The organism is Streptococcus oralis subsp. oralis (genome assembly GCF_002096455.1).
Classification (GTDB): domain Bacteria; phylum Bacillota; class Bacilli; order Lactobacillales; family Streptococcaceae; genus Streptococcus; species Streptococcus oralis_CY.
Map to the genome: position 1 here is coordinate 93,284 of NZ_NCUL01000007.1, position 25,341 is coordinate 118,624.

The 25,341-nt window shown below is 43.8% G+C and carries 17 protein-coding genes and 1 pseudogene; 17 read left to right on the forward strand and 1 reads right to left on the reverse strand.

What is annotated here, in order from left to right:
• Window positions 1–20: 20 nt before the first annotated feature.
• From dltA to B7720_RS02980, 10 genes and pseudogenes are all read left to right on the forward strand, one after another.
• Window positions 21–1,571: a D-alanine--poly(phosphoribitol) ligase subunit DltA gene (dltA, locus tag B7720_RS02935; RefSeq protein WP_084856456.1), complete on the forward strand. Its 1,551-nt coding sequence runs from the start codon at window positions 21–23 to the stop codon at window positions 1,569–1,571.
• Window positions 1,568–2,812: a D-alanyl-lipoteichoic acid biosynthesis protein DltB gene (dltB, locus tag B7720_RS02940; RefSeq protein WP_042903062.1), complete on the forward strand. Its 1,245-nt coding sequence runs from the start codon at window positions 1,568–1,570 to the stop codon at window positions 2,810–2,812. Before dltA ends, dltB begins: the two co-directional genes overlap by 4 nt.
• A gap of 13 nt (window positions 2,813–2,825) precedes the next feature.
• Window positions 2,826–3,065, forward strand: a complete 240-nt coding sequence (dltC, locus tag B7720_RS02945; RefSeq protein WP_000351972.1) for a D-alanine--poly(phosphoribitol) ligase subunit DltC — start codon at window positions 2,826–2,828, stop codon at window positions 3,063–3,065.
• Window positions 3,058–4,326, forward strand: coding sequence for a D-alanyl-lipoteichoic acid biosynthesis protein DltD (gene dltD / locus B7720_RS02950; protein ID WP_084856458.1), 1,269 nt, complete (start codon window positions 3,058–3,060; stop codon window positions 4,324–4,326). Before dltC ends, dltD begins: the two co-directional genes overlap by 8 nt.
• Window positions 4,327–4,467: 141 nt before the next feature.
• Window positions 4,468–6,519 (forward strand): cell surface ecto-5'-nucleotidase Nt5e, encoded by a 2,052-nt coding sequence (nt5e, locus tag B7720_RS02955; RefSeq protein ID WP_084856460.1) that lies wholly within the window; start codon window positions 4,468–4,470, stop codon window positions 6,517–6,519.
• Between the two features lie 149 nt (window positions 6,520–6,668).
• A complete protein-coding gene (gene adcR, locus B7720_RS02960; RefSeq protein WP_001249328.1) occupies window positions 6,669–7,109 on the forward strand; it encodes a zinc-dependent transcriptional regulator AdcR in 441 nt (146 codons plus the stop codon).
• Window positions 7,109–7,813 carry a metal ABC transporter ATP-binding protein gene (locus B7720_RS02965; protein ID WP_001269483.1) on the forward strand — a complete coding sequence of 235 codons (705 nt, stop codon included), beginning with the start codon at window positions 7,109–7,111 and terminating at the stop codon, window positions 7,811–7,813. The genes adcR and B7720_RS02965 overlap by 1 nt, the downstream gene beginning before the upstream one ends.
• Window positions 7,806–8,612, forward strand: coding sequence for a metal ABC transporter permease (locus B7720_RS02970; RefSeq protein WP_000950023.1), 807 nt, complete (start codon window positions 7,806–7,808; stop codon window positions 8,610–8,612). Before B7720_RS02965 ends, B7720_RS02970 begins: the two co-directional genes overlap by 8 nt.
• A gap of 9 nt (window positions 8,613–8,621) precedes the next feature.
• On the forward strand, window positions 8,622–10,127 hold the full coding sequence (gene adcA / locus B7720_RS02975; RefSeq protein WP_084856462.1) for a zinc ABC transporter substrate-binding lipoprotein AdcA: 1,506 nt from the start codon (window positions 8,622–8,624) through the stop codon (window positions 10,125–10,127).
• A 525-nt stretch (window positions 10,128–10,652) separates the two neighbouring features.
• A pseudogene (locus B7720_RS02980) lies at window positions 10,653–12,318 on the forward strand (alpha-L-fucosidase).
• A 36-nt stretch (window positions 12,319–12,354) separates the two neighbouring features.
• On the opposite strand, the gene B7720_RS02985 reads toward B7720_RS02980, so the two are convergent.
• Window positions 12,355–14,442: a GH92 family glycosyl hydrolase gene (locus B7720_RS02985; RefSeq protein WP_084856464.1), complete on the reverse strand. Its 2,088-nt coding sequence runs from the start codon at window positions 14,440–14,442 to the stop codon at window positions 12,355–12,357.
• 170 nt (window positions 14,443–14,612) lie between these two features.
• On the opposite strand from B7720_RS02985, the gene B7720_RS02990 reads away from it, so the two are divergent.
• The 7 genes from B7720_RS02990 to B7720_RS03025 all read left to right on the forward strand — a co-directional run bounded on the left by B7720_RS02990 (window position 14,613) and on the right by B7720_RS03025 (window position 25,293).
• A complete protein-coding gene (locus B7720_RS02990; protein WP_084856466.1) occupies window positions 14,613–15,893 on the forward strand; it encodes a glycoside hydrolase family 125 protein in 1,281 nt (426 codons plus the stop codon).
• Window positions 15,894–15,990: 97 nt separating this feature from the next.
• Complete coding sequence (locus tag B7720_RS02995; RefSeq protein WP_084856467.1) at window positions 15,991–18,636, forward strand: alpha-mannosidase; 2,646 nt, start codon at window positions 15,991–15,993, stop codon at window positions 18,634–18,636.
• Window positions 18,637–18,732: 96 nt separating this feature from the next.
• The gene (locus B7720_RS03000) at window positions 18,733–19,602 is read left to right on the forward strand and encodes an ROK family protein (protein ID WP_084856468.1); all 870 of its coding nucleotides are present in this window, start codon (window positions 18,733–18,735) and stop codon (window positions 19,600–19,602) included.
• Window positions 19,596–21,476, forward strand: coding sequence for a beta-N-acetylhexosaminidase (locus tag B7720_RS03005; protein ID WP_084856469.1), 1,881 nt, complete (start codon window positions 19,596–19,598; stop codon window positions 21,474–21,476). Before B7720_RS03000 ends, B7720_RS03005 begins: the two co-directional genes overlap by 7 nt.
• A 357-nt stretch (window positions 21,477–21,833) precedes the next feature.
• On the forward strand, window positions 21,834–22,763 hold the full coding sequence (locus tag B7720_RS03015; protein WP_000714584.1) for an ABC transporter permease: 930 nt from the start codon (window positions 21,834–21,836) through the stop codon (window positions 22,761–22,763).
• A gap of 13 nt (window positions 22,764–22,776) precedes the next feature.
• Window positions 22,777–23,700, forward strand: coding sequence for a carbohydrate ABC transporter permease (locus tag B7720_RS03020; protein ID WP_000818344.1), 924 nt, complete (start codon window positions 22,777–22,779; stop codon window positions 23,698–23,700).
• A 108-nt stretch (window positions 23,701–23,808) separates the two neighbouring features.
• Entirely contained in the window at window positions 23,809–25,293 is a 1,485-nt protein-coding gene (locus B7720_RS03025; protein WP_084856470.1) for an ABC transporter substrate-binding protein, read from the forward strand.
• Window positions 25,294–25,341: the final 48 nt, after the last annotated feature.

Genomic DNA, 25,341 nt, shown 5'->3' on the forward strand with positions numbered 1-25,341 from the left:
CTCAAAGGAGAAAACCTATTGTGTCAAATAAATCCATAGTTGATATGATTGAAACGATTGAGCACTTTGCTCAGACACAAGCCAGTTATCCAGTTTACAATGTTTTGGGGCAAGAGCATACTTATGGTGATCTGAAGGCTGATTCGGATAGTTTGGCTGCAGCTATCGACCAACTAGGCTTGCCTGAGAAATCTCCAGTCGTCGTTTTTGGTGGTCAGGAATATGAGATGTTGGCTACCTTTGTAGCGCTAACTAAGTCAGGTCATGCCTACATTCCAATTGATAGCCATTCGGCCTTGGAACGAGTTTCTGCTATCGTAGAAGTTGCAGAGCCAAGCTTGATTATTGCTATCTCAGATTTTCCATTAGAGCAAACTAGCACACCGATGCTGAATTTAAAGCAAGTCCATGAAGCTTTTGCTCAAGCTTCCAGCTACGAGATGACCCATCCAGTCAAGGGAGATGACAACTACTACATCATCTTTACTTCTGGTACGACTGGTAAGCCAAAGGGAGTGCAGATTTCCCATGATAATCTCCTCAGCTTTACCAACTGGATGATTACAGATAAGGAATTTGAGACGCCAAGTCGTCCACAAATGCTGGCTCAGCCCCCTTATTCTTTTGACCTATCTGTCATGTACTGGGCGCCAACCTTAGCACTGGGTGGCACGCTTTTCGCTCTTCCATCTGCCATTACTCAGGACTTCAAAAAACTCTTTGCGACAATTTTTTCCTTGCCAATCGCTATCTGGACCTCGACGCCTTCCTTTGCAGATATGGCCATGTTGTCAGAAGACTTTAATAGTGAGAAAATGCCAGGAATCACGCATTTCTACTTTGATGGTGAAGAATTGACGGTCAAAACAGCTCAAAAACTGCGCGAGCGATTCCCAAATGCCCGTATCATCAATGCCTACGGTCCGACAGAAGCTACAGTAGCCCTATCGGCAGTGGCAATTACAGATGAGATGCTAGAAACTATGAAACGCCTGCCAATCGGCTATACCAAGGCGGATTCTCCGACCTTTATCCTTGATGAGGAAGGGCAGAAAGTTCCCAATGGTGAGCAGGGAGAAATCATCGTTTCTGGACCAGCTGTTTCAAAAGGCTATATGAACAATCCTGAAAAAACGGCAGAAGCCTTCTTTACGTTCGAAGGTCTTCCAGCCTATCACACAGGAGATGTGGGAACTATGACAGATGAGGGCTTGCTTCTCTACGGTGGACGGATGGACTTCCAGATTAAGTTTAATGGTTATCGTATTGAGCTTGAAGATGTCTCGCAAAATCTCAATAAGTCTCGCTATATCGAGTCGGCTGTTGCTGTCCCACGTTATAACAAGGACCACAAGGTACAAAATCTACTGGCCTATGTCATCCTAAAAGACGGTGTCCGTCAGCAGTTTGAGCGTGATATCGATATTACCAAGGCTATCAAGGAAGACCTAGCAGATATCATGATGTCCTATATGATGCCGTCTAAGTTTCTTTATCGAGATAGTTTACCACTAACGCCTAATGGTAAAATTGACATCAAGGGCTTGATCAATGAGGTAAACAGCCAATGATGGAGCTTTATAAACAGCTACCTCATTTGGAACCTTATGGTGATCTTCAGTACTTTTTATACGTAATTGCTGCGACTTTACCTATCTTTATTGGTCTTTTTTTCAAGAAACGTTTTGCCTTGTATGAGGTGCTTGTTAGTCTCTTCTTTATCGACACCATGTTGGTCGGTGGAAAGACGAATCAAATAAACGCTTTGATCCTTTATGTTATCTGGCAAGTGCTGCTTGTATCTTTCTACAAAAGGTACAGGAAAAAGCGGGATAGTAAATGGATATTTTACCTGGTTAGCTTTCTATCCCTATTGCCTATCGTCTTTGTGAAAGTATCTCCTGCTATTCATGGACCTCAATCTTTGTTTGGATTTTTAGGGATTTCTTACTTGACCTTTCGTGCAGTTGGGGTTATCGTTGAGTTGAGAGACGGTGTCATCAAGGAATTAACGATCTGGCAATTCTTACGTTTTCTTCTTTTTATGCCGACTTTCTCAAGTGGTCCCATTGATCGTTTTAAACGCTTCAATGAAAATTACGAGACCATTCCTGAGCGGGATGAGCTGATGGATATGCTAGAAGAGGCTGTCAAATATATCATGCTGGGCTTCCTCTACAAGTTTATCTTGGCTCACATTTTAGGAGAGACACTATTGCCTCCGCTGAAAAATTTGGCCTTGCAGACAGGTGGTTTCTTTAACCTCTACGCTTTAGCGGTCATGTACACCTTTGGTCTGGAGCTCTTCTTTGACTTTGCGGGCTACTCTATGTTTGCCTTAGCCATTTCAAACTTGATGGGTATTCATAGTCCTATCAACTTTAACAAGCCCTTTTTGTCAAGGGATTTAAAAGAGTTTTGGAATCGCTGGCACATGAGTCTGTCTTTCTGGTTCCGTGACTTTGTCTTTATGCGGATGGTCATGGTGTTGACCAGAAAGAAGGTCTTTAAAAATCGCAATGTGACCTCAAGTGTAGCCTATATTCTCAATATGCTGATTATGGGATTTTGGCATGGTGTGACCTGGTACTACATAGCCTATGGACTTTTTCATGGGATTGGGCTGGTCATCAATGACGCTTGGATTCGTAAGAAAAAAGCGCTCAATAAAGAACGGAAAAAAGCTGGAAAGGGTTCCTTACCTGAGAATCGCTGGATTCAGTTGCTTGGCATGGTTGTCACCTTCCATGTCGTGATGGTTTCATTCTTAATCTTTTCTGGATTTTTGAATGATTTATGGTTTAAAAAATAAAAGGATATAAAAAATGGATATCAAATCAGAAGTTATTGAAATTATTGATGAGTTGTTTATGGAAGATGTTTCTGACATGATGGATGAAGATCTTTTTGATGCCGGTGTCTTGGATAGCATGGGAACGGTTGAATTGATTGTGGAGATTGAAAACCGTTTTGACATTCGTGTTCCAGTGACGGAGTTCGGTCGTGATGACTGGAATACGGCTAATAAAATCGTAGAAGGTATTACGGAGTTGAAGAATGCTTAAACGCTTGTGGCTAATCTTCGGGCCTATCTTCATTGCTGGATTTTTGGTTCTTCTACTCATCTTTTTTTATCCAAGTACAACAAGCCATAATCTGACTGAGGAGAAATATTCGGCGGCTTCTGTTAGTGCAGAGAGTTTTAAAGAGAGAAGCCAAAAAGTAAGGGCTCTTACGGATCCAAATATGCGTTTTATTCCTTTTCTAGGGTCCAGTGAATGGATTCGATTTGATAGTGTCCATCCAGCTGTTTTAGCGGAAAAATACCATCGTCCCTATCGTCCTTACTTTCTAGGTCAAGCAGGAGCAGCCTCTCTCAATCAATATTTTGGCCTACAGCAAATTTTGCCAGAAATAGAGAATAAGCAGGCTGTATTTGTGATTTCGCCTCAGTGGTTTACGGAGACAGATTATGAACCCGCAGCGTTTCAGAGATTTTTTAACAGCGACCAATTGACAGCTTTTTTGGGAAATCAATCTGGTGACATTGCTGCAAAGCATGCGGCGATTCGATTGTTAAAGCAGAATCCTAATGTTGCATTAAAAAGCATTGTTCAAAAACTGTCAAAGGGTGAAGAATTATCAGATGTTGATCAGGTTGCTATTGATATTTTTGCGCGATTCAACGAAAAACAATCCGCTCTCTTTGGACAATTCTCCATTCGAGGACAACTCAAGTACAAGGAACACGTGGAGAACTATTTAAAAGATCTTCCGGATCAATTTTCTTATGATGAGTTAGAAAAAATTGTTCGTAAGGACGCAGAAGCAAATACGACCAATAACGATATGGGGATGGAAAATCATTTCTATACGAGGGAGATTCAAAAGGATTTAAAAAAATGGGAAGGATATCAAAAAAATTACAACTTCCTCAAGTCCTCTGAGTACAATGATTTGCAGCTGGTCCTCAATCAATTTGCTAAGTCGAATGTCAATGTGCTCTTTGTCATTCAGCCGGTTAACAAGAAGTGGATGGAGTACACAGGGCTCAGTGAAGAGATGTACCAGCATGCAGTGGAGAAAATTCGTTACCAATTAGAAAGTCAGGGTTTTACCAATATTGCTGATTTTTCTAAAAAAGGCGGAGATCCGTACTTTGTCAAGGACACCATTCATATTGGTTGGTTGGGTTGGTTGGCTTTTGATAAGGTTGTCAATCCCTTCTTGACGGATCCGACTCCAGCTCCAGACTATAAGATGAATGACCGCTTCTTTAGCAAGGACTGGGCGACCTATGATGGGAATATCAAAGATTTCCAATAAATCAAGAAAAAGCTTGAACTTTTTAGTTCAGGTTTTTTTGTTAAATAGCGAATATTTGAGAGAGAAATAGGTCAAAAGTTTCAAAATTTTTAGAAATAGCGTATAATATAAAAGAGAAAAAGAAAAGAAAGGGATTTTAAAATGAACAAACGTTCTTTGTTACCTGTCTTGTCGACAGCCCTGTTAGCTCCAGCCTTCTTAGCTGGACAAGTCTATGCTGAAGAAGCAACAACTCCTGCAGAAAGTTCAGCTGTCGTAGCGACTCCTGCTACGTCGGCGACTCCAGCTCCTGTTGAGAGCCCTGCGGTACCGGAAACTTCGGCAACTTCAGAAGCAGTTGCACCTGCAGAAGCTCCGTTAGCTCCTGTTGAATCTCCTAAAAGCGAAGAAAAGGACACCGTTATCTTACACACTAATGATGTCCATGGTCGTATTGTAGAGGAAAAAGGAGTAATTGGAGATGCTAAGTTAGCGACAGTCATTGAGCAGGAACGTGCGAAATCAAATCAAAATACTCTAGTTGTTGATGCGGGAGACGCTTTCCAAGGTTTACCGATTTCCAACTCTACTAAGGGTGAAGCGCGTGCTGAAATTCTCAATCAGATGCAGTATGATGCCATGGCAGTAGGAAACCATGAGTTTGACTTTGGTTTGGACGAAGCTAAGAAATACAAGGAAATCTTGAAATTCCCATTACTTAGTTCAAATACCTACGTCAATGGTGCTCGTCTCTTTGAAGCTTCTACAATCGTTGATAAAGATAAGACTGTGGAAGGTGATGAGTTTGTTGTAATCGGGGTGACAACACCTGAAACAGCAACCAAAACTCACCCTAAAAATGTCAAAGGGGTAACTTTTACAGATCCAATCTCTGAAGTCAATAAGGTCATCGAAGAAGTTCAAGCTAAGGCTCGTGCAGAAGGTAAGGACTACAAACACTATGTTGTGCTGGCTCACTTGGGTGTGGATACCACAACCCCAGTAGAATGGCGTGGTTCAACTTTGGCAGAAGCCTTGTCTAAAAATCCTCGTTTGAAAGGGAAACGCGTAACAGTAATCGATGGTCACTCTCATACAGTAGAATCAACGACCTATGGAGACAATGTTACCTATAACCAGACGGGAAGCTACCTTCACAATGTAGGGAAAATCACCTACAAATCCCGTCAGCTTTTGGGCAATCCAACTCAGATTCCGGCTGCTGATGCTAAAAAATTACCAGCCAATCCAACAGTTGAAAAACTAGTCAAAGACATTAAACAAAAATACGATGCTGAAAATGCGGTTGAGATTGTTTCAAACAGCCCTGTAGAACTAAACGGTGATCGTGAAAATGTTCGGGTCCGTGAAACCAACCTCGGAAACGTCGTGGCAGACTCGCTCTATCAGTATGGTCAAACAGGATTTAGCCATCCGACAGACATCGCTGTGACAAATGGTGGTGGCTTGCGTGAAACCATTGCAAAAGGAAAACCAATCACTAAAGGAAATGTCATTGCTGTTCTTCCATTTGGAAATACCATTTCACAAATCCAAGTGACTGGGCAACAAGTTTTGGATATGTTTGAAAAGTCACTCGGCTCTATCTTGCAGGTCGATAAGGATGGCAAGAAGGTCTTGGATGAGAACGGGCAACCATTGTTAGAACCAAGTGGTGGTTTCTTGCAAGTTTCAGGTGTGAAGGTCTACTATGATACTAACCTACCATCAGGCAAACGTGTCTTGGCCATCCAGGTTAAAAACCGTGCAACTGGTCGTTATGAACTACTGGACCTCGCAAAAACCTACTATCTTGCAACCAATGATTTCCTAGCTGCAGGTGGTGATGGCTACACGATGTTAGGTGGTGCGCGTGAAGAAGGCCCGTCTATGGATGCAGCCTTTGAAGAGTATCTTAAAACCGCTGATTTGACCCAGTATGAAAAGATCAACCCGAACTCACGGACGATTTCTGTGGATTCTACAACTTTTAGTCTGCCGGTAGAAACGCCTCAAACGAATGCGGCTGCTAATGATGCGACTACAAATGTACCACTTACTTATGAGGTGGCAGGTCAATTTAGCAAGAAGGCAGTTGTCTCAGAAAAAGCTCTCCCAAATACAGGAAGTGAACAGTCCATCTTCTTGCTCTTGATGGGAATGGTAGCTGGTTTGGCAGGTATCTTATCGAGCCGAAAACCAAAGCTAAAATAGGTTAAATTTCACATCTAGAAGAGTCTAGGGAAACGTTTTTACGCCTTTTTCCCTTGACTCTTTTTTGGTTTATGATATAATTAACCAGTAAAGAATCGGTGGCTATCTATGTTTTTTTACGAAAAAGATAGCTAGGGAAGGAGTAACACATGAGACAGCTTGCGCAGGAAATCGATAACTTTTTAAACGAGGTGATCTTGAGATCTGAGAACCAGCATGAAATTCTAATCGGGCATTGCACGAGTGACGTTGCCTTGACCAATACTCAGGAACACATCCTTATGCTCCTGTCGGAAGAATCCCTAACCAACTCGGAGTTGGCCCGTCGCCTTAATGTCAGTCAGGCGGCAGTGACCAAGGCTATCAAATCTTTGGTCAAAGAGGGCATGTTAGAGACATCCAGAGATCCAAAGGATGCGCGTGTGATTTTTTACCAACTGACAGAACTAGCTCGACCAGTGGCAGAGGAACACCACCATCATCATGAACACACGCTCTTAGCCTATGAACAAGTGGCAAGTCAGTTTACTCCAAATGAACAAGAAGTTATCCAGCGGTTTTTAACTGCTTTAGTAGGAGAAATCAAATAATGCGGTATATTACAGTAGAGGACTTGTCTTTCTATTATGACAAGGAACCTGTCCTCGAGCACATCAACTACAGTGTTGATAGTGGGGAGTTTGTCACCCTGACTGGTGAAAATGGAGCTGCTAAGACAACGCTTATCAAGGCGAGTCTAGGCATCTTGCAGCCAAGATTTGGCAAGGTAACCATCTCAAAGACAAATACTCATGGGAAAAAGCTTAGGATAGCCTATCTTCCCCAGCAAATCGCTAGTTTTAATGCAGGATTTCCAAGTACAGTTTATGAATTTGTCAAGTCGGGTCGCTATCCGCGAAAGGGTTGGTTCCGTCGCTTGAACGCCCATGATGAGGAGCATATCAAGGCCAGTCTAGACTCAGTTGGTATGTGGGAACACCGTGACAAACGAATTGGCTCCCTTTCGGGAGGGCAAAAGCAACGAGCAGTGATTGCTCGGATGTTTGCTTCTGACCCAGATATCTTTGTCTTGGATGAGCCAACGACAGGGATGGATGCTGGAAGCAAAAATGAATTTTACGAACTCATGCACCATAGTGCTCATCATCATGGCAAGGCCGTTTTGATGATTACCCATGATCCTGAGGAGGTTAAGGACTATGCGGATCGCAATATTCATCTAGTCCGTAACCAAGACTCGCCATGGCGTTGTTTCAACGTTCACGAAAGCGACCAGGAGGTGGAACATGCTTAGTTTGTTATCTTATGACTTCATGCAGCGTGCCTTCTTGGCGGTCATTGCCATGAGTCTCTTTTCTCCAGTTCTTGGAACCTTCCTTATCTTGCGTCGTCAGAGTCTCATGAGTGATACACTCAGTCACGTTTCTCTATCAGGGGTAGCCTTTGGTCTGGTTTTGGGGATTTCTCCGACTATTTCAACCATTGCTATCGTCTTGATCGCTGCGGTCTTTCTAGAGTATCTCCGGACAGTCTATAAGAACTTTATGGAAATAGGAACTGCCATCCTCATGTCTACAGGGCTTGCAGTCTCCCTTATCGTGATGAGTAAGGGGAAAAGTTCGAGTTCCATGAGTTTGGACCAATATCTCTTTGGTTCGATTGTGACCATTAGCCAGGAGCAGGTGATTTTCCTCTTTGCCATTGCGGCGGTCGTCTTACTCTTGACTTTCTTATTCTTGCGACCAATGTATATCCTGACCTTTGATGAGGACACGGCCTTTGTAGATGGACTTCCAGTTCGTACCATGTCCATTCTTTTTAACATGGTGACAGGGGTGGCCATTGCCCTTATGATACCAGCAGCAGGAGCCCTTTTGGTGTCGACCATTATGGTCTTACCAGCTAGTATTGCCCTTCGTTTGGGGAAAAACTTTAAATCCGTTATGTTGCTAGCCAGTGCTATTGGCTTTTTGGGAATGGTGGCAGGTCTCTATATTTCCTACTATGCGGAAACCCCTGCCAGCGCTAGTATTACCATTATCTTTGTAGCTGTCTTTTTGTTAGTCAGTCTATTGAAACGCTTTATCAAATAGGAGAATGAAATGAAAAAACTGAGCTTACTACTAGCTAGTCTATGTGCCTTGTTTTTAGTGGCTTGTTCCAATCAAAAGCAGGCAGATGGGAAGCTAAATATCGTGACAACCTTTTACCCTGTCTACGAATTTACCAAGCAAGTCGCAGGAGATACCGCTAATGTAGAACTTCTAATCGGTGCTGGTACAGAACCTCACGAATACGAACCGTCAGCAAAGGCAGTTGCTAAAATCCAAGACGCAGATACCTTCGTCTATGAAAACGAGAATATGGAAACTTGGGTTCCTAAATTGCTAGATACTTTGGATAAGAAAAAGGTGAAAACCATCAAGGCGACAGGTGATATGCTCCTCTTGCCAGGTGGTGAGGAAGAAGAGGGAGACCATGACCATGGAGAAGAAGGCCATCACCATGAGTACGATCCCCACGTTTGGCTTTCACCAGCACGCGCCATCAAACTGGTAGAGCATATCCGTGACAGCTTGTCAGCAGATTATCCTGATAAAAAAGAGACTTTTGAGAAGAATGCGGCTGCCTATATTGAAAAATTGCAAGCCTTGGACAAGGCCTACACAGAAGGCTTGTCTCAAGCTAAACAAAAGAGCTTCGTAACGCAACACGCAGCCTTTAACTACCTTGCCTTGGACTACGGTCTCAAGCAAGTATCCATCTCAGGTCTCTCACCAGATGCAGAACCATCAGCAGCACGTTTGGCAGAATTGACAGAGTATATCAAGAAAAACAAGATTTCTTATATCTACTTTGAAGAAAATGCCTCACAAGCCCTCGCCAATACACTCTCAAAAGAAACAGGTGTCAAACTAGACGTGCTCAATCCGCTAGAAAGTCTGACAGAAGAAGCAACCAAGGCTGGTGAGGACTATATCTCCGTGATGGAGAAAAACCTCAAGGCTTTGAAACAAACAACAGACCAAGAAGGACCAGAAATCGAGCCAGAGAAGGAAGAAAATACCAAGACAGTTCACAATGGTTACTTTGAGGATGCTGATGTCAAGGACCGTACCTTGAGTGACTATGTTGGTAACTGGCAATCTGTCTATCCTTTCCTTGAGGATGGAACTTTTGATCAAGTCTTTGACTACAAGGCTAAGTTGACTGGCAAGATGATCAAAGATGAGTACAAGGCTTACTATAGAAAAGGCTATCAGACAGATGTGACTAAGATCAACATCACTGACAACACTATGGAATTTGTTCAAGGTGGCCAAAGCAAGAAATTCACCTACAAGTATGTCGGCAAGAAAATCTTGACTTATAAGAAAGGCAATCGTGGCGTGCGTTTCCTCTTTGAAGCGACAGATGCGGACGCTGGACAGTTCAAGTATGTTCAGTTTAGTGACCACAATATCGCCCCAGTTAAGGCAGAACATTTCCATATCTTCTTTGGAGGTACTAGCCAAGAAGCCCTCTTTGAAGAGATGGATAACTGGCCAACCTACTACCCAGATAACCTATCTGGCCAAGAAATCGCCCAAGAAATGTTGGCGCATTGATGCAAGAGAGAATCCCGCAAATCTGCGGGATTTTTTACTGGAAATGATTAGGTTGTCAGGTATTATAGTACCACAGTTGTGCTGTTCACAATGTGATAAAGAGGTCATTTTCTACTGGCTGATTCTCACTAGCTGGCGAATGCAAAAGCTGCGATTGTACAAATTATAGAATCTTTTCAGGGGATTTAGGAAGGGAGCTTAGTCATATTGACGCTGCTATCGCTTTTTGTTATAGTCAAGGAGAGAGCGGTCTGGAACACTAGTTTATTCACAGTCTGTGGATAAGTCTAGGGGGAAAATGACATATAATTCAGGGTGTTGAAGTATCCTGATAATAGTTCCGTACATTAGTAACTTGCTAGAGAGCTAGCAGAAACCCTAGTACAGAGTTATTTTACAAAGGTATGTTTAGGGTGAAAGCTTCCAAGTCTAAGAGCTGGATTCTGGAGAAACTAGTTTTTAGGAATGTTTTCTTATCCACAAGTTGTGGATAACTTTGTGAACAAGAGAAAGAGATACGAGATGATGACGAACATAAAACCACATGGACCATTACCAAGTCAGGCCCAGCTAGTTTATTTAGAGGATGAACTAGCTGCCTTTATCCATTTTGGTCCCAATACCTTTTATGACCAAGAATGGGGAAGTGGGCAAGAGGATCCCAAGCGTTTTAACCCGACTAAGTTGGATGCGCGTGCTCAAAGAAACAGGTTTTAAAAAGCTGATTTTAGTGGTCAAGCACCACGATGGTTTTGTGCTCTACCCGACAGCACATACAGATTATTCGGTCAAGGCTAGCCCTTGGAGGGATGGAAAGGGGGACTTGCTCCTTGAGGTTTCCCAAGCTGCGACTGAGTTTGATATGGATATGGGAGTGTATTTGTCTCCTTGGGATGCTCACAGTCCCCTCTATCACGTGGGCCGAGAAGCAGACTACAATGCCTACTATCTGGCTCAATTGAAGGAAATCTTGTCAAATCCTGCCTATGGGAATGCTGGTAAGTTCGCTGAGGTTTGGATGGATGGTGCTCGAGGCGAAGGGGCCCAGAAGGTCAACTATGAGTTTGAGAATTGGTTTGAAACCATTCGTGACTTGCAGGGCGATTGTTTGATTTTCTCAACTGAGGGAACTAGTATTCGCTGGATTGGGAATGAACGAGGCTATGCAGGGGACCCCTTGTGGCAAAAGGTCAAACCAGACCAGTTAGGAACAGAGGCGGAATTAGATTATCTACAGCACGGAGACCCCTTTGGGACGCTATTTTCAATCGGTGAGGCAGATGTTTCTCTTCGGCCGGGTTGGTTTTACCATGAGGATCAGGATCCCAAGTCTCTTGAGGAATTGGTCGAAATCTACTTTCACTCAGTAGGGCGGGGTACACCTCTCTTACTCAATATTCCGCCAAACCAAGATGGACTCTTTGACGAAAAGGATATCCAGCGTCTCTATGAATTTGCTGCCTACCGTGACACACTCTATAGGGAAGATTTAGCTCTGGGAGCCAAGGTATCTGGCCCTGCTCTATCACCAGACTTTGCTTGTCATCATCTGACAGATGGACTGGAGGCTAGTTCTTGGGCAAGTGATGCAGAGTTGCCAATCCAATTAGAGCTTGATTTAGGATCACCTAAAACTTTTGATGTGATTGAGTTAAGAGAAGATTTGAAGTTGGGGCAACGCATCGCTGCTTTCCATGTTCAGGTAGAGTTGAATGGTGTCTGGCAGGAGTTTGGATCTGGTTATACTGTTGGCTACAAATGTCTCTTACGAGGATCAGTCGTTGAGGCGCAGAAGATACGTGTGACCATTACAGAGGCACAGGCTTTGCCTTTGTTAACCAAGATTTCACTCTATAAAACACCTACCTTGTCGAAAAAAGAAGCTGTTCAGCAACTAGAGTTCTCAGAAAAAAGTCTGGCTGTGACCAAGGGAGAAAATGTCCACTTTACAGTGAAGCGCATAGAATTTAGCAGTCCTTTAGAAGCTAAGATTTCGATTCAACCAGGGACAGGTGTGCATGGTGTCGCCTATCGGGACGAGATTCAAGTCCTTGCGTTTCAAGTTGGCGAGACTGAAAAAAAGCTAACGCTACCAACCTTGTATTTTGCAGGCGATAAAAACTTAGATTTTTATCTAAATCTGACGGTAGATGGTCAGCTGGTTGACCAGCTTCAGGTCCAAGTTTCATAAAAGAAGAACCTTTGCGCGATGCAAAGGTTCTTTTGGTTAGGAGTGATTTGGTAGCCAGCTGAGGGTGAAGGTCAGTTGCTCAGCTTTCAAGAGGTCTTGGTGTTGGATGCTAGATACAAGAGCCTTGTCCAATCGGCATTCTTTGACAAAGTTGAAATGGCTGTGATTTTGCTCGGCATGGATATCCAGCCATTTATTTTCCTTAGCCAGGTAGATACGGAGATGGTCAAAGAGAGGAATTCCGAGATCGTAACTTGGTTTGCCCGGACAGGTCGGGTAGAATCCAAGAGCTGACCAGATGTACCAAGCAGAGAGACTGCCATTGTCCTCATCGCCAGGATAGGCTTCCCAGCTGGGGTGAAAGGCTTTCTGACGCAAGGTTTTGATGAGTAGAGCAGTGTAGTCAGTGTAGTCGCTGTAGCGAAAGAGATAAGGTATGTGGAAGCTAGGCTGGTTGGAGATGGCGACTTGTCCAAAGGGAGCTGTTGCCATCTCGCTCATTTCATGAATCTCGTAACCATAGCCGGTGGTTTCAAAGAGAGGAGCGTCCTGACAGGCTTTCAAAAGATAATTGCTGAAGGCTTCTTTTCCACCCATAAGCTGGATTAAGCCTGGGATGTCATGGAGTACGCCTAAAGTCGCTTGAATGGCAGAGCATTCGGCGTAGTCGCGTCCCCAACTATAGGGAGAGAAGTCAGGGCGGAAGTTTCCTTGGCTGTCTCGGGCTCGCATGTAACCTGTCTTAGCATCAAATAGATGGCGGTAATTTTGAGACGCAGTTCTATAAGTTTCCGCGATGTCATTCTGACCAAGCTTTTCGGCACAGTTGGCGATACAAAAGTCACTATAGGCGTAGTCTAGAGTATGGCTGACGCTTTCGTAGTGGTCGGTAGAGAGGTAGCCCAGCTCTTGGTATTGGGCTAGTCCGTGGCGACCATTGATGCCGAGAGGGTCGGACTTGGTGGCTGTCTCCAGCATAGCTTGGAGGAGTTCTTCTTCCAAGTCAGGAGCCATGTCCTTGCAGGCGCTATCTGCGATAATACCATCTAAAAGGATACCAGGCATCATACCACGCTCGTCTGGAGCCAGCCACTTTGGAAGGAATCCAGTATCGCGGTAGCTATTGAGGAAACCTTCTAGAAAGCGGTGATAGTGTTCCGGTATGATAAGGGCAAAGAGGGGAAAGGTGGTGCGGAAGGTATCCCAGAAACCATTGTTGCTAAAGAGGACACCAGGCTTGACAGTACTAGTAGACAAATCCATGTGGATGTTCTGCCCTGACTCGTTCACCTCATAAAATGTCTGTGGGAAGAGGAAGAGTCTGTAGAGGCAGTGATCAAAGAAGATTCGGTCGGCTTCCCCTGTCTCCACGATATCAAAACGGTGGAGGAGATTTTCCCAGTTTGCTTGGGCATTTGCTTTACAGCTATCAAAGTCCGTTTGAGGTAGATTAAATAGCGCTTGAGAAGGAGAAATAAAGGAAGTCGCTAGTTGAATCTCGGCTTGACTGCTTGCTAAGTCAATTCGCCAGTCTCCCTCTTCTTGTGTGATAGCAAGAATATCCGTATTCATTTGTAAAGCAGTAAACAGTATCAGCGGATTTTTGTTGGTCTCTGTTTTTCCCTCTTGACGCAGGGCTAGAGTCCGCTTATCTACTTGCTCCACTGTCAGTTCATCTGCTGTGTGAAGATAGAGGGAGAGGGCTTTGCCTTGCTTTTGCTCCAAACGAATAGAAGCGCCATAGCAAGTCGGTGTGAGCTGGGTTCCAATCTGATAGCGCAGGGAGAAAATCTTCAGATAATGAGGCTGGAAAGAGGCCTTATCCATATCATAGGAGGACTGACGGTGAAAGAGGCTGTCTCCACCTAGCTGGCCTGTAACAGGTGTCAGAAGGAGCCAAGAGTAGTCCCCAATCCAAGGACTGGGTTGGTGGGTTAATCGAATCCCTTGAAAAATGGGCAGATGCGGATCGAAAAACCAAGCTCCCTCCTGGTCACTGGTCTGAGGCACAAAATAATTCATCCCGAAAGGGACGCCTGTGTAGGGCAGGGTATTTCCTCGAGAAAAGGCGTGTTTGCTGGCAGTCCCAAAGCGGGTATCGATGGTTTCAAGTAGTGGTTTCATAGTCTTTCCTTTAGCTGTTTTTCTACATTATATCAGAAAAAGAGGGCCTTTAGATATGGGGTTCAAAAGTAAGCAATTTTGTAGAAAAATGACTATCATTTGTGTATGTATTTTCTGTCTCAAAAACTATATACTGAACATGAAACTTGTTTGAAAGAGGAAACTGCACGATGATTTATTCGAAAGAAATTGTTAGAGAATGGCTAGATGAAGTAGCAGAGCGTGCTAAGGACCATCCGGAGTGGGTGGATGTCTTTGAGCGTTGCTACACCGACACTTTAGACAATACAGTTGAGATATTGGAAGATGGTTCAACTTTTGTGCTCACAGGAGACATTCCCGCTATGTGGCTTCGGGATTCGACAGCCCAGCTACGCCCCTACCTTCATGTGGCTAAAAAAGATCCTCTCTTGCGTCAGACCATTGCAGGTCTGGTCAAGCGTCAGATGACCTTGGTACTCAAGGATCCTTATGCCAACTCCTTTAACATTGAGGAAAACTGGAAGGGCCACCATGAGACTGACCACACGGACCTTAATGGCTGGATTTGGGAACGCAAGTATGAGGTGGACTCGCTTTGCTATCCTTTGCAGTTGGCTTATCTCCTTTGGAAAGAGACTGGTGAGACCAGTCAGTTTGATGACACTTTTGTCGCTGCGACCAAGGAAATCCTTCATCTCTGGACAGTAGAGCAGGACCACAACAACTCTCCATATCGTTTTGTCCGCGATACGGACCGCAAGGAAGATACTCTGGTAAATGATGGTTTTGGACCTGACTTTGCCGTGACAGGAATGACCTGGTCAGCTTTTCGTCCGAGTGATGACTGCTGCCAGTATAGCTATTTGATTCCGTCAAATATGTTTGCCGTAGTCGTCTTGGGTTATGTCCAAGAAATCTTTGCAGAATTAAACTTGGCTGATAGCGAGAGTATTATCGCAGATGCTAAGGGTCTCCAAGCGGAGATCCAAGAAGGCATCGAAAATTACGCCTACACAACCAACAGCAAGGGTGAAAAGATTTACGCCTTTGAAGTGGATGGTCTAGGAAATGCTAGCATCATGGATGATCCAAACGTACCAAGTCTGCTGGCGGCGCCTTATCTGGGCTATTGCGATGTCAACGATGAAGTGTATCAAGCCACACGCCGTACCATTCTGAGCCCGGAAAATCCATATTTCTACCAAGGAGAATACGCTAGTGGGCTCGGAAGTTCTCATACCTTTTATCGCTATATCTGGCCCATTGCCCTTTCTATCCAAGGCTTGACAACAAAAGATAAGGAGGAGAAGAAATTCTTACTCGATCAGCTGGTTGCTTGTGATGGGGGGACAGGTGTCATGCATGAAAGCTTCCACGTGGATGACCCAACACTTTACTCTCGTGAATGGTTCTCTTGGGCCAATATGATGTTCTGTGAATTAGTCTTGGATTACTTGGATATTCGTTAAGGAGCAGGCTTTTGCTCAACTGATTCTAGGAAAGAATCACAAATTCACATTTAAAACGTTAAAAATAAAAATTTAAGTTAGAATGAGGTTTTACTTCATGGAAAATGTTGTTGTACATATTATCTCACACAGTCACTGGGATCGTGAGTGGTACTTACCTTTTGAAAGCCACCGTATGCAGTTGGTGGAGTTGTTTGACAATCTTTTTGATCTCTTTGAAAATGACCCTGAGTTTAAGAGTTTCCACTTGGATGGACAAACTATTGTCCTGGATGACTACTTGGAAATTCGTCCTGAAAATCGCGACAAGGTCCAAGGTTACATCGACCAAGGCAAACTTAAAATTGGTCCCTTTTACATCTTGCAGGATGATTACTTGATTTCTAGTGAAGCCAACGTCCGCAACACCTTGATTGGTCAAGCAGAATGTGCAAAATGGGGCAAATCCACTCAGATTGGTTACTTCCCAGATACCTTTGGAAATATGGGACAAGCTCCCCAAATCCTTCAAAAATCAGGCATTCACGTGGCAGCCTTTGGCCGTGGTGTCAAGCCGATTGGATTTGACAACCAAGTTCTCGAAGATGAGCAGTTTACTTCCCAGTTTTCAGAAATGTACTGGCAGGGTGCGGACGGAAGTCGTGTCCTCGGTATCCTCTTTGCCAACTGGTACAGTAACGGGAATGAAATCCCAGTTGATAAGGACGAAGCCCTGGCCTTCTGGAAACAAAAATTGTCAGACGTGCGTGACTATGCTTCGACCAACCAATGGTTGATGATGAACGGCTGTGACCACCAGCCTGTACAGCGCAATCTGAGCGAAGCCATTCGTGTGGCCAATGAACTCTTCCCAGATGTGACTTTTGTGCATAGTTCCTTTGATGACTATGTTCATGCAGTAGAAAGTGCTCTACCTGAGCAACTATCTACCGTTACGGGTGAGTTGACCAGTCAAGAAACAGATGGTTGGTACACACTTGCCAATACTTCTTCATCACGAATTTACCTCAAACAAGCTTTCCAAGAAAATAGCAACTTGCTAGAACAAGTGGTGGAGCCATTGACTGTCATCACTGGTGGTCACAACCATAAGGACCAGTTGACCTATGCTTGGAAAGTCCTTCTACAAAATGCGCCACATGACAGTATCTGTGGCTGTAGTGTGGACGAGGTTCACCGTGAGATGGAAACACGTTTTGCCAAGGTCAACCAAGTTGGAAACTTCGTTAAGACCAATCTTCTCAACGAGTGGAAGGGCAAAATCGCAACCCACGAAGCCCAAAGCGACCATCTCTTTACGGTCATCAACACAGGCTTGCATGACAAGGTTGATACTGTCAGCACAGTGATTGATGTGGCGACTTGTGATTTCAAGGAATTGCACCCAACAGAAGGCTATAAGAAGATGGCAGCCTTGACCTTGCCAAGCTACCGTGTCGAAGACTTAGAAGGGCATGCTGTAGAAGCGAAAATCGAAGATCTGGGAGCTAATTTTGAGTATGATTTGCCAAAAGACAAGTTCCGTCAGGCTCGTATCGCTCGACAAGTGCGCGTGACAGTGCCTGTTCATCTGGCACCACTTTCTTGGACAACCTTCCAATTGCTTGAAGGACAACAAGAACACCGTGACGGTATTTACCAAAACGGAGTGATTGATACGCCATTTGTAACGGTCAGTGTGGATGATACTATCACAGTCTACGACAAGACAACTCATGAAGCGTATGAGGATGTTGTTCGCTTTGAAGACCGTGGTGACATCGGAAATGAGTACATCTATTTCCAACCAAAAGGAACAGAGCCTATCTACGCCGAGCTGAAAGGCTATGAGGTCTTGGAAAATACAGCTCGTTTTGCCAAGATCTTGCTCAAACATGAATTGACAATTCCAGTAAGTGCAGATGAAAAACTGGATGCGGAACAAAGAGGCATCATTGAGTTTATGACGCGTGAAGCTGGGCGCTCAGAAGAATTGACAACTCTTCCTCTGGAAACAGAGATGACCGTCTTTGTTGATAATCCACAAATCCGCTTCAAGACTCGCTTTACTAACACAGCCAAGGACCACCGTATCCGTCTCTTGGTTAAGACTCATAACACTCGTCCAAGCAATGACTCTGAAAGCATCTATGAGGTGGTGACACGACCAAACAAACCAGCTGCTTCTTGGGAAAATCCTGAAAATCCACAACACCAACAAGCCTTTGTCAGCCTTTATGATGATGAAAAAGGGGTGACGGTGGCTAATAAAGGACTGCACGAGTATGAAATCCTTGGCGACGATACCATTGCAGTGACCATCCTTCGTGCCTCAGGTGAGCTAGGTGACTGGGGTTACTTCCCGACACCAGAGGCTCAGTGCTTGCGTGAGTTTGAAGTCGAGTTTGCTCTCGAATGCCACCAAGCACAAGAACGCTTCTCAGCCTTCCGTCGTGCTAAAGCCTTCCAAACACCATTCACTAGTCTTCAGGTTGCTAAACAAGAAGGAAGTGTTGCTGCGACTGGTAGCCTCTTGAGTCATGCGGCACTCAGCTTACCACAAGTTTGCCCAACAGCCTTTAAAGTGGCTGAAAATGAAGAGGGATATGTCCTCCGTTACTACAATATGAGTCAAGAAAATGTGCGCATATCAGAACACCAACAAACCATTCTTGACTTACTTGAGCGACCATATCCAGTTCATTCAGGACTCTTAGCGCCACAAGAAATTCGTACAGAATTGATCAAAAAAGAAGACATTTAACAGTTTTAAAGTGTTTTATAACTAATGCTATGAGATAGAAAGGAGGGGCGAAAGAGTAAGGATAAACTACTGATTCGTCCCTTTTTTGGTGAAAATATGACGATTGCTACCATTGATATCGGAGGGACTGGGATTAAGTTTGCCAGTCTGACTCCTGATGGAAAAATACTAGATAAGACAAGTACACCGACACCAGAAACCCTAGAAGATTTACTGGCATGGCTAGACCAACGTCTGTCGGAGAAAGATTATAAGGGCATTGCCATGAGCGTCCCAGGCGCGGTCAATCAAGAAACAGGTGTCATTGAGGGAATCAGTGCTGTGCCTTACATCCATGGCTTTTCTTGGTATGAGGCTCTTGCTCATCATCAGCTACCTGTCCATCTAGAAAATGACGCCAACTGTGTTGGACTTAGTGAACTGCTGGCTCACCCAGAGATTGAAAATGCAGCCTGTGTCGTTATTGGGACAGGAATTGGCGGAGCTATGATTATCAATGGAAAACTTCACCGTGGTCGCCACGGCTTAGGTGGTGAGTTTGGCTACATGACAACCATTGCACCAGCAGAAAAGCTCAACAACTGGTCGCTACTAGCCTCTACAGGAAACATGGTTCGATACGTGATTGAAAAATCTGGTCAGACTGACTGGGACGGACGCAAGATTTACCAAGAAGCTGCAGCAGGCAATGCCCTTTGCCAAGAAGCTATTGAACGCATGAATCGAAATCTGGCGCAAGGACTGCTCAATATCCAGTATCTCATTGACCCGGATGTCATTAGTCTGGGAGGATCTATCAGTCAGAACCCAGACTTTATCCAAGGTGTCAAGAAGGCTGTCGATAACTTTGTCGAGACCTATGAAGAATACACTGTCGCACCAGTTATCCAAGCTTGCACCTATCATGCAGATGCCAATCTCTATGGTGCCCTTGTCAACTGGCTGCAGGAGGAAAATCAATGGTAATTTTTACAGGACTTAGTCCCAAACAAACTCAGGCAATCGACTTGCTGACAAAGCATATCTCTTTACCAGATGTAGAGGTAGCAGTCGCTCAGTCTGACCAAGCCTCTATCTCTATCAAGGGTGAGGGAGGTCACTATCACCTGACTTATCGCAAACCTCACCAACTTTACCGCGCCTTGTCCTTATTGGCAACAGCTCTAGTAGAAGGTGATAAAGTAGGGATTGAGGAGCAGGCGGCTTATGAAGAGTTGGCCTACATGGCTGACTGTTCTCGAAATGCGGTGCTGAATGTGGCTTCTGCCAAACAGATGATTGAAGTCTTGGCACTCATGGGCTACTCGACCTTCGAGCTCTACATGGAAGACACCTATCAGATTGAGGGGCAGCCATACTTTGGTTACTTCCGCGGGGCTTATTCAGCAGAGGAGTTACAGGAAATCGAAGCCTATGCCCAGCAGTTTGATATGACCTTTGTGCCTTGTATCCAGACCTTGGCCCACTTGTCAGCCTTCGTCAAATGGGGTGTCAAAGAAGTGCAAGAACTCCGTGATGTAGAGGACATTCTCCTTATCGGTGAAGAAAAAGTTTATGATTTGATTGACGGGATGTTTGCCACTCTATCTAAACTGCAGACTCGCAAGGTCAATATCGGGATGGACGAGGCCCACTTGGTTGGTTTAGGACGTTACCTCATCTTGAACGGTGTTGTAGACCGTAGTCTCCTCATGTGTCAACACTTAGAGCGCGTGCTGGATATTGCAGACAAGTATGGTTTCCACTGCCAGATGTGGAGTGATATGTTCTTTAAACTCATGTCAGCGGATGGCCAGTACGATCGTGACGTGGAGATTCCAGAGGAAACTCGTGTCTACCTAGATCGTCTCAAAGACCGTGTAACCTTGGTTTACTGGGATTATTATCAGGATAGCGAGGAAAAATACAATCGCAATTTCCGCAACCATCACAAGATTAGCCAAGATATTGCCTTTGCAGGTGGTGCTTGGAAGTGGATCGGTTTCACACCCAACAACCATTTCAGCCGTCTCATTGCTGTAGAAGCCAACAAAGCCTGTCGTGCTAACGACATCAAAGAAGTCATTGTAACGGGTTGGGGAGACAATGGTGGTGAAACAGCCCAATTCTCTATTCTACCAAGTCTGCAAATCTGGGCAGAGCTCAGCTACCGCAATGACCTAGACCGTCTGTCTGCTCACTTCAAGACCAATACAGGTTTATCAATTGAGGACTTTATGCAGATTGACCTAGCTAATCTCTTACCAGATCTACCAGGCAATCTCAGCGGGATTAATCCCAACCGCTATGTCTTTTATCAGGATGTTCTCTGTCCGATTCTTGATCGACACATGACACCTGAACAGGACAAACCGCACTTCGCTCAGGCAGCTGCGACGCTTGCTGAAATCAAAGAAAAAGCTGGAAACTATGCTTATCTCTTTGAAACTCAGGCCCAGTTGAATGCTATTTTAAGTTCTAAAGTCGATGTGGGACGACGCATTCGTCAGGCCTACCAAACAAACGATAAAGAAAGTCTGCAAGCAATCGCCAGAGAAGAATTACCAAAACTCAGAAGCCAAATCGAACACTTCCACGCTCTCTTTAGCCACCAATGGTTGAAAGAAAATAAGGTCTTTGGCTTGGATACAGTCGATATCCGTATGGGCGGACTCTTGCAACGTATCAAACGAGCAGAAAGCCGTATAGAGGCTTATCTGGCAGGGCAGATTGACTGCATCGACGAGCTAGAAGTTGAAATCCTACCATTTACTGACTTCTACGCAGACAAGGACTTTGCAGCCACAACAGCCAACCAGTGGCATACCATTGCGACAGCTTCAACGATTTATACGACTTAATACTCTTCGAAAATCTCTTCAAACCACGTCAGCTTCGCCTTGCCGTATAGATGTTACTGACTTCGTCAGTTCTATCTGCAACCTCAAAGCAGTGCTTTGAGCAGCCTGTGGCTAGCTTCCTAGTTTGCTCTTTGATTTTCATTGAGTATAAAAACAAGAACCGTGTCCCTTGTTCAGAGTGTTCCTCGTGAAACCTATTTCTTATAAAAAACTTCTCCACAAAAAATAATTTGTGGAGTTTTTTCTATAATTAGTAGTTTAACCTGACCTTCAAATAGGAGTATACTAATAATGTAATCGTTATCAAACCTAAAAATTCGATGAAATCAGTTTTTAGGAATAAAAAGGGAGGAAATTATGAAAAAGTTTTCAAAGACCTTGAGAGATAACTGGATCTTTCTCTTGATGGTTTTACCAGGGGCACTCTGGTTGATTCTATTCTTTTACATTCCAGTATTTGGGAATGTGGTCGCCTTTAAAGACTACCATATGACCAGTAATGGTTTCATAGATAGTATTGTGAATAGTAAATGGGTCGGGTTAGATAATTTCAGATTCTTGTTTAGTTCAAAAGATGCCTTTATCATCACTCGAAATACCGTTCTCTATAATCTCGGCTTTATCTTTATCGGTTTGATTGTATCAGTAGGGATTGCCATCATCCTCAGCGAGCTTCGCTCTAAGAGAATGGTTAAAATTTTCCAAACGTCTATGTTGTTCCCTTACTTCCTGTCATGGGTTATCATCAGTTTCTTTACAGATGCCTTCCTAAACATTGACAAAGGGGTCTTCAACCATTTCCTAACATCCATTGGCATGAAGGAAGTCAACTTCTACGCTGACTTAGGCATTTGGCCATACCTTCTCCTTTTCCTAGGTATTTGGAAAGGCTTTGGATATAGCAGTGTTATGTACTATGCGACGATCATGGGAATTGACCCAACCTACTACGAAGCAGCAACAGTGGACGGGGCTAGCAAGTGGCAACGTATTCGCAACGTAACCATTCCTCAGTTGACTCCGCTTGTAACAGTCTTGACCATCCTTGCAGTCGGAAATATCTTCCGTGCAGACTTTGGTCTCTTCTATCAAATCCCACACAATGCTGGTCAGCTTTACAATGTAACCAACGTTTTGGATGTATATGTCTTTAATGGTTTGACTCAGACAGCAGATATCGGTATGGCTTCAGCAGCCGGTCTTTACCAATCCGTAGTCGGTTTGATTCTGGTTATCCTATCAAACTTGCTTGCAAGACGAGTTGATCCAAACTCAGCTTTGTTCTAGAAAGGAGGAGAATATGGCAGAAAAGAAAATTAAAAAAGAAAAAATCGATAATGTCGGCATTCACTCCTTCAGTAAGAAAGCAGATATCTTCTTTAGTATTATCTCTGGTTTGATCGCTCTTTCTTGTATCTTGCCCTTTATCTTCGTTATCATCATTTCAGTGACAGATGAAAAGAGCATCCTCCAGTATGGATATAGCTTTTTCCCTTCGAAGTTTGGTGTAGATGGATTTCAGTTCCTAGCTCAGTTTAAAGATAAGATCCTCCAAGCGCTCTTTATCTCAGTTTTTGTAACTGTAGTCGGAACAGTGACCAACGTCTTCATTACAACCACTTATGCCTACGCCATCTCACGGACAACCTTTAAGTACCGCAGATTCTTTACGATCTTCGCTCTTCTTAGTATGTTGTTCAACGCTGGTTTGGTACCGGGCTATATCGTGGTCACTCGCCTGCTTCAACTGGGTGATACCGTTTGGGCCTTGATTGTTCCAATGCTCCTCTCACCATTCAACATCATCTTGATGCGTTCCTTCTTCAAGAAGACCATTCCAGAAGCCATTCTCGAATCTGCTCGTATCGATGGTGCCAGTGAAGCTCGGATCTTCTTCCAGATTTGTTTGCCATTGTCACTTCCAGGTATCGCAACCATCACGCTTTTGACAGCTCTTGGTTTCTGGAACGACTGGTTCAACGCCCTTCTTTACATCAAGAGTGATAACTTGTATCCATTGCAATATTTGCTCATGCAAATCCAGCAAAATATGGACTACATTGCAAAAGCAGTCGGCCTATCTGGTCAACTGGGAGTCGCTCTACCGAAAGAAACAGGTCGTATGGCCATGGTTGTTGTTGCAACCCTTCCAATCGCGATTCTGTATCCATTCTTCCAACGCTACTTTGTTAAAGGGTTGACGATCGGTGGTGTCAAAGAATAGCACTTGTTGAGAAACACCGTTTCTCCCTTCCCAACTTCATCTTAGTGACTGAAGTTAAAAATCATTAAATCGTTTATAAGTTTAAAAATAAAAAAAGGAGTTTTTATCATGAAAAACTGGAAAAAATATGCTTTTGCATCTGCTAGCGTAGTCGCTTTGGCTGCAAGTCTTGCTGCTTGTGGAAACCTTACAGGTAACAACAAAAAAGCTGCTGACACTACTTCAAGTGAAAAACCCGTTCTTAAAATGTACCAAATCGGTGATAAACCAGACAACTTGGATGAATTGCTAGAAAATGCAAACAAAATCATCGAAGAAAAAGTTGGTGCTAAATTGGATATCCAATACCTCGGATGGGGTGACTACAGCAAGAAAATGTCCGTTATCACATCATCTGGTGAAAACTATGATATCGCCTTTGCAGATAACTATGTTGTAAATGCTCAAAAAGGTGCTTACGCTGACTTGACAGAATTGTATAAAAAAGAAGGAGCAGAGCTTTACAAAGCACTTGACCCAGCTTACATCAAAGGGAACACTGTAAACGGTAAGATTTATGCTGTTCCAGTTGCAGCTAACGTTGCATCATCTCAAAACTTTGCCTTCAACGGAACTCTTCTTGCTAAATACGGTATCGATATTTCAGGTGTCACTTCATACGAAACACTTGAACCAGTCTTGAAACAAATCAAAGAAAAAGCTCCAGACGTAGTACCATTTGCGGTTACGAAGAACTTTATTCCATCTGATAACTTTGACTACCCAGTACCAAATGGACTTCCATTTGTTATCGACCTTGAAGGAGACACTACTAAGATCGTAAACCGTTACGAAGTGCCTCGTTTCAAAGAACATTTGAAGACTCTTCACAAATTCTATGAAGAAGGATACATTCCAAAAGACGTAGCAACAAGCGACACTTCATTTGACCTTCAACAAGATACTTGGTTCGTTCGTGAAGAAACAGTAGGACCAGCTGACTACGGTAACAGCTTGCTTTCACGTGTTGCGAACAAAGACATCCAAATTAAACCAATCACTAACTTTATCAAGAAAAACCAAACAACACAAGTTGCCAACTTTGTTATCTCAAACAACTCTAAGAACAAAGAAAAATCAATGGAAGTGTTGAATCTCTTGAACACGAACCCAGAACTCTTGAACGGTCTTGTTTACGGTCCAGAAGGTAAGAACTGGGAAAAAGTTGAAGGTAAAGAAAACCGTGTCCGCGTCCTTGATGGATATAAAGGAAACACTCACATGTCAGGTTGGAACACTGGTAACAACTGGATCCTTTACATCAACGAAAACGTTACAGACCAACAAATTGCAGATTCTAAGAAACAATTGGCAGAAGCTAAAGAATCTCCAGCACTTGGATTTATCTTTAACACTGACAGTGTGAAATCTGAAATTTCAGCAATTTCTAACACAATGCAACAATTCGATACAGCTATCAACACTGGTACTGTAGACCCAGATAAAGCTATTCCAGAATTGATGGAAAAATTGAAATCTGAAGGTGCCTACGAAAAAGTATTGAACGAAATGCAAAAACAATACGACGAATTCTTGAAAAACAAAAAATCATAAGATCGATTGATTTCGTGTATTCATTCCTAATTCCTAAAAATGTGATCA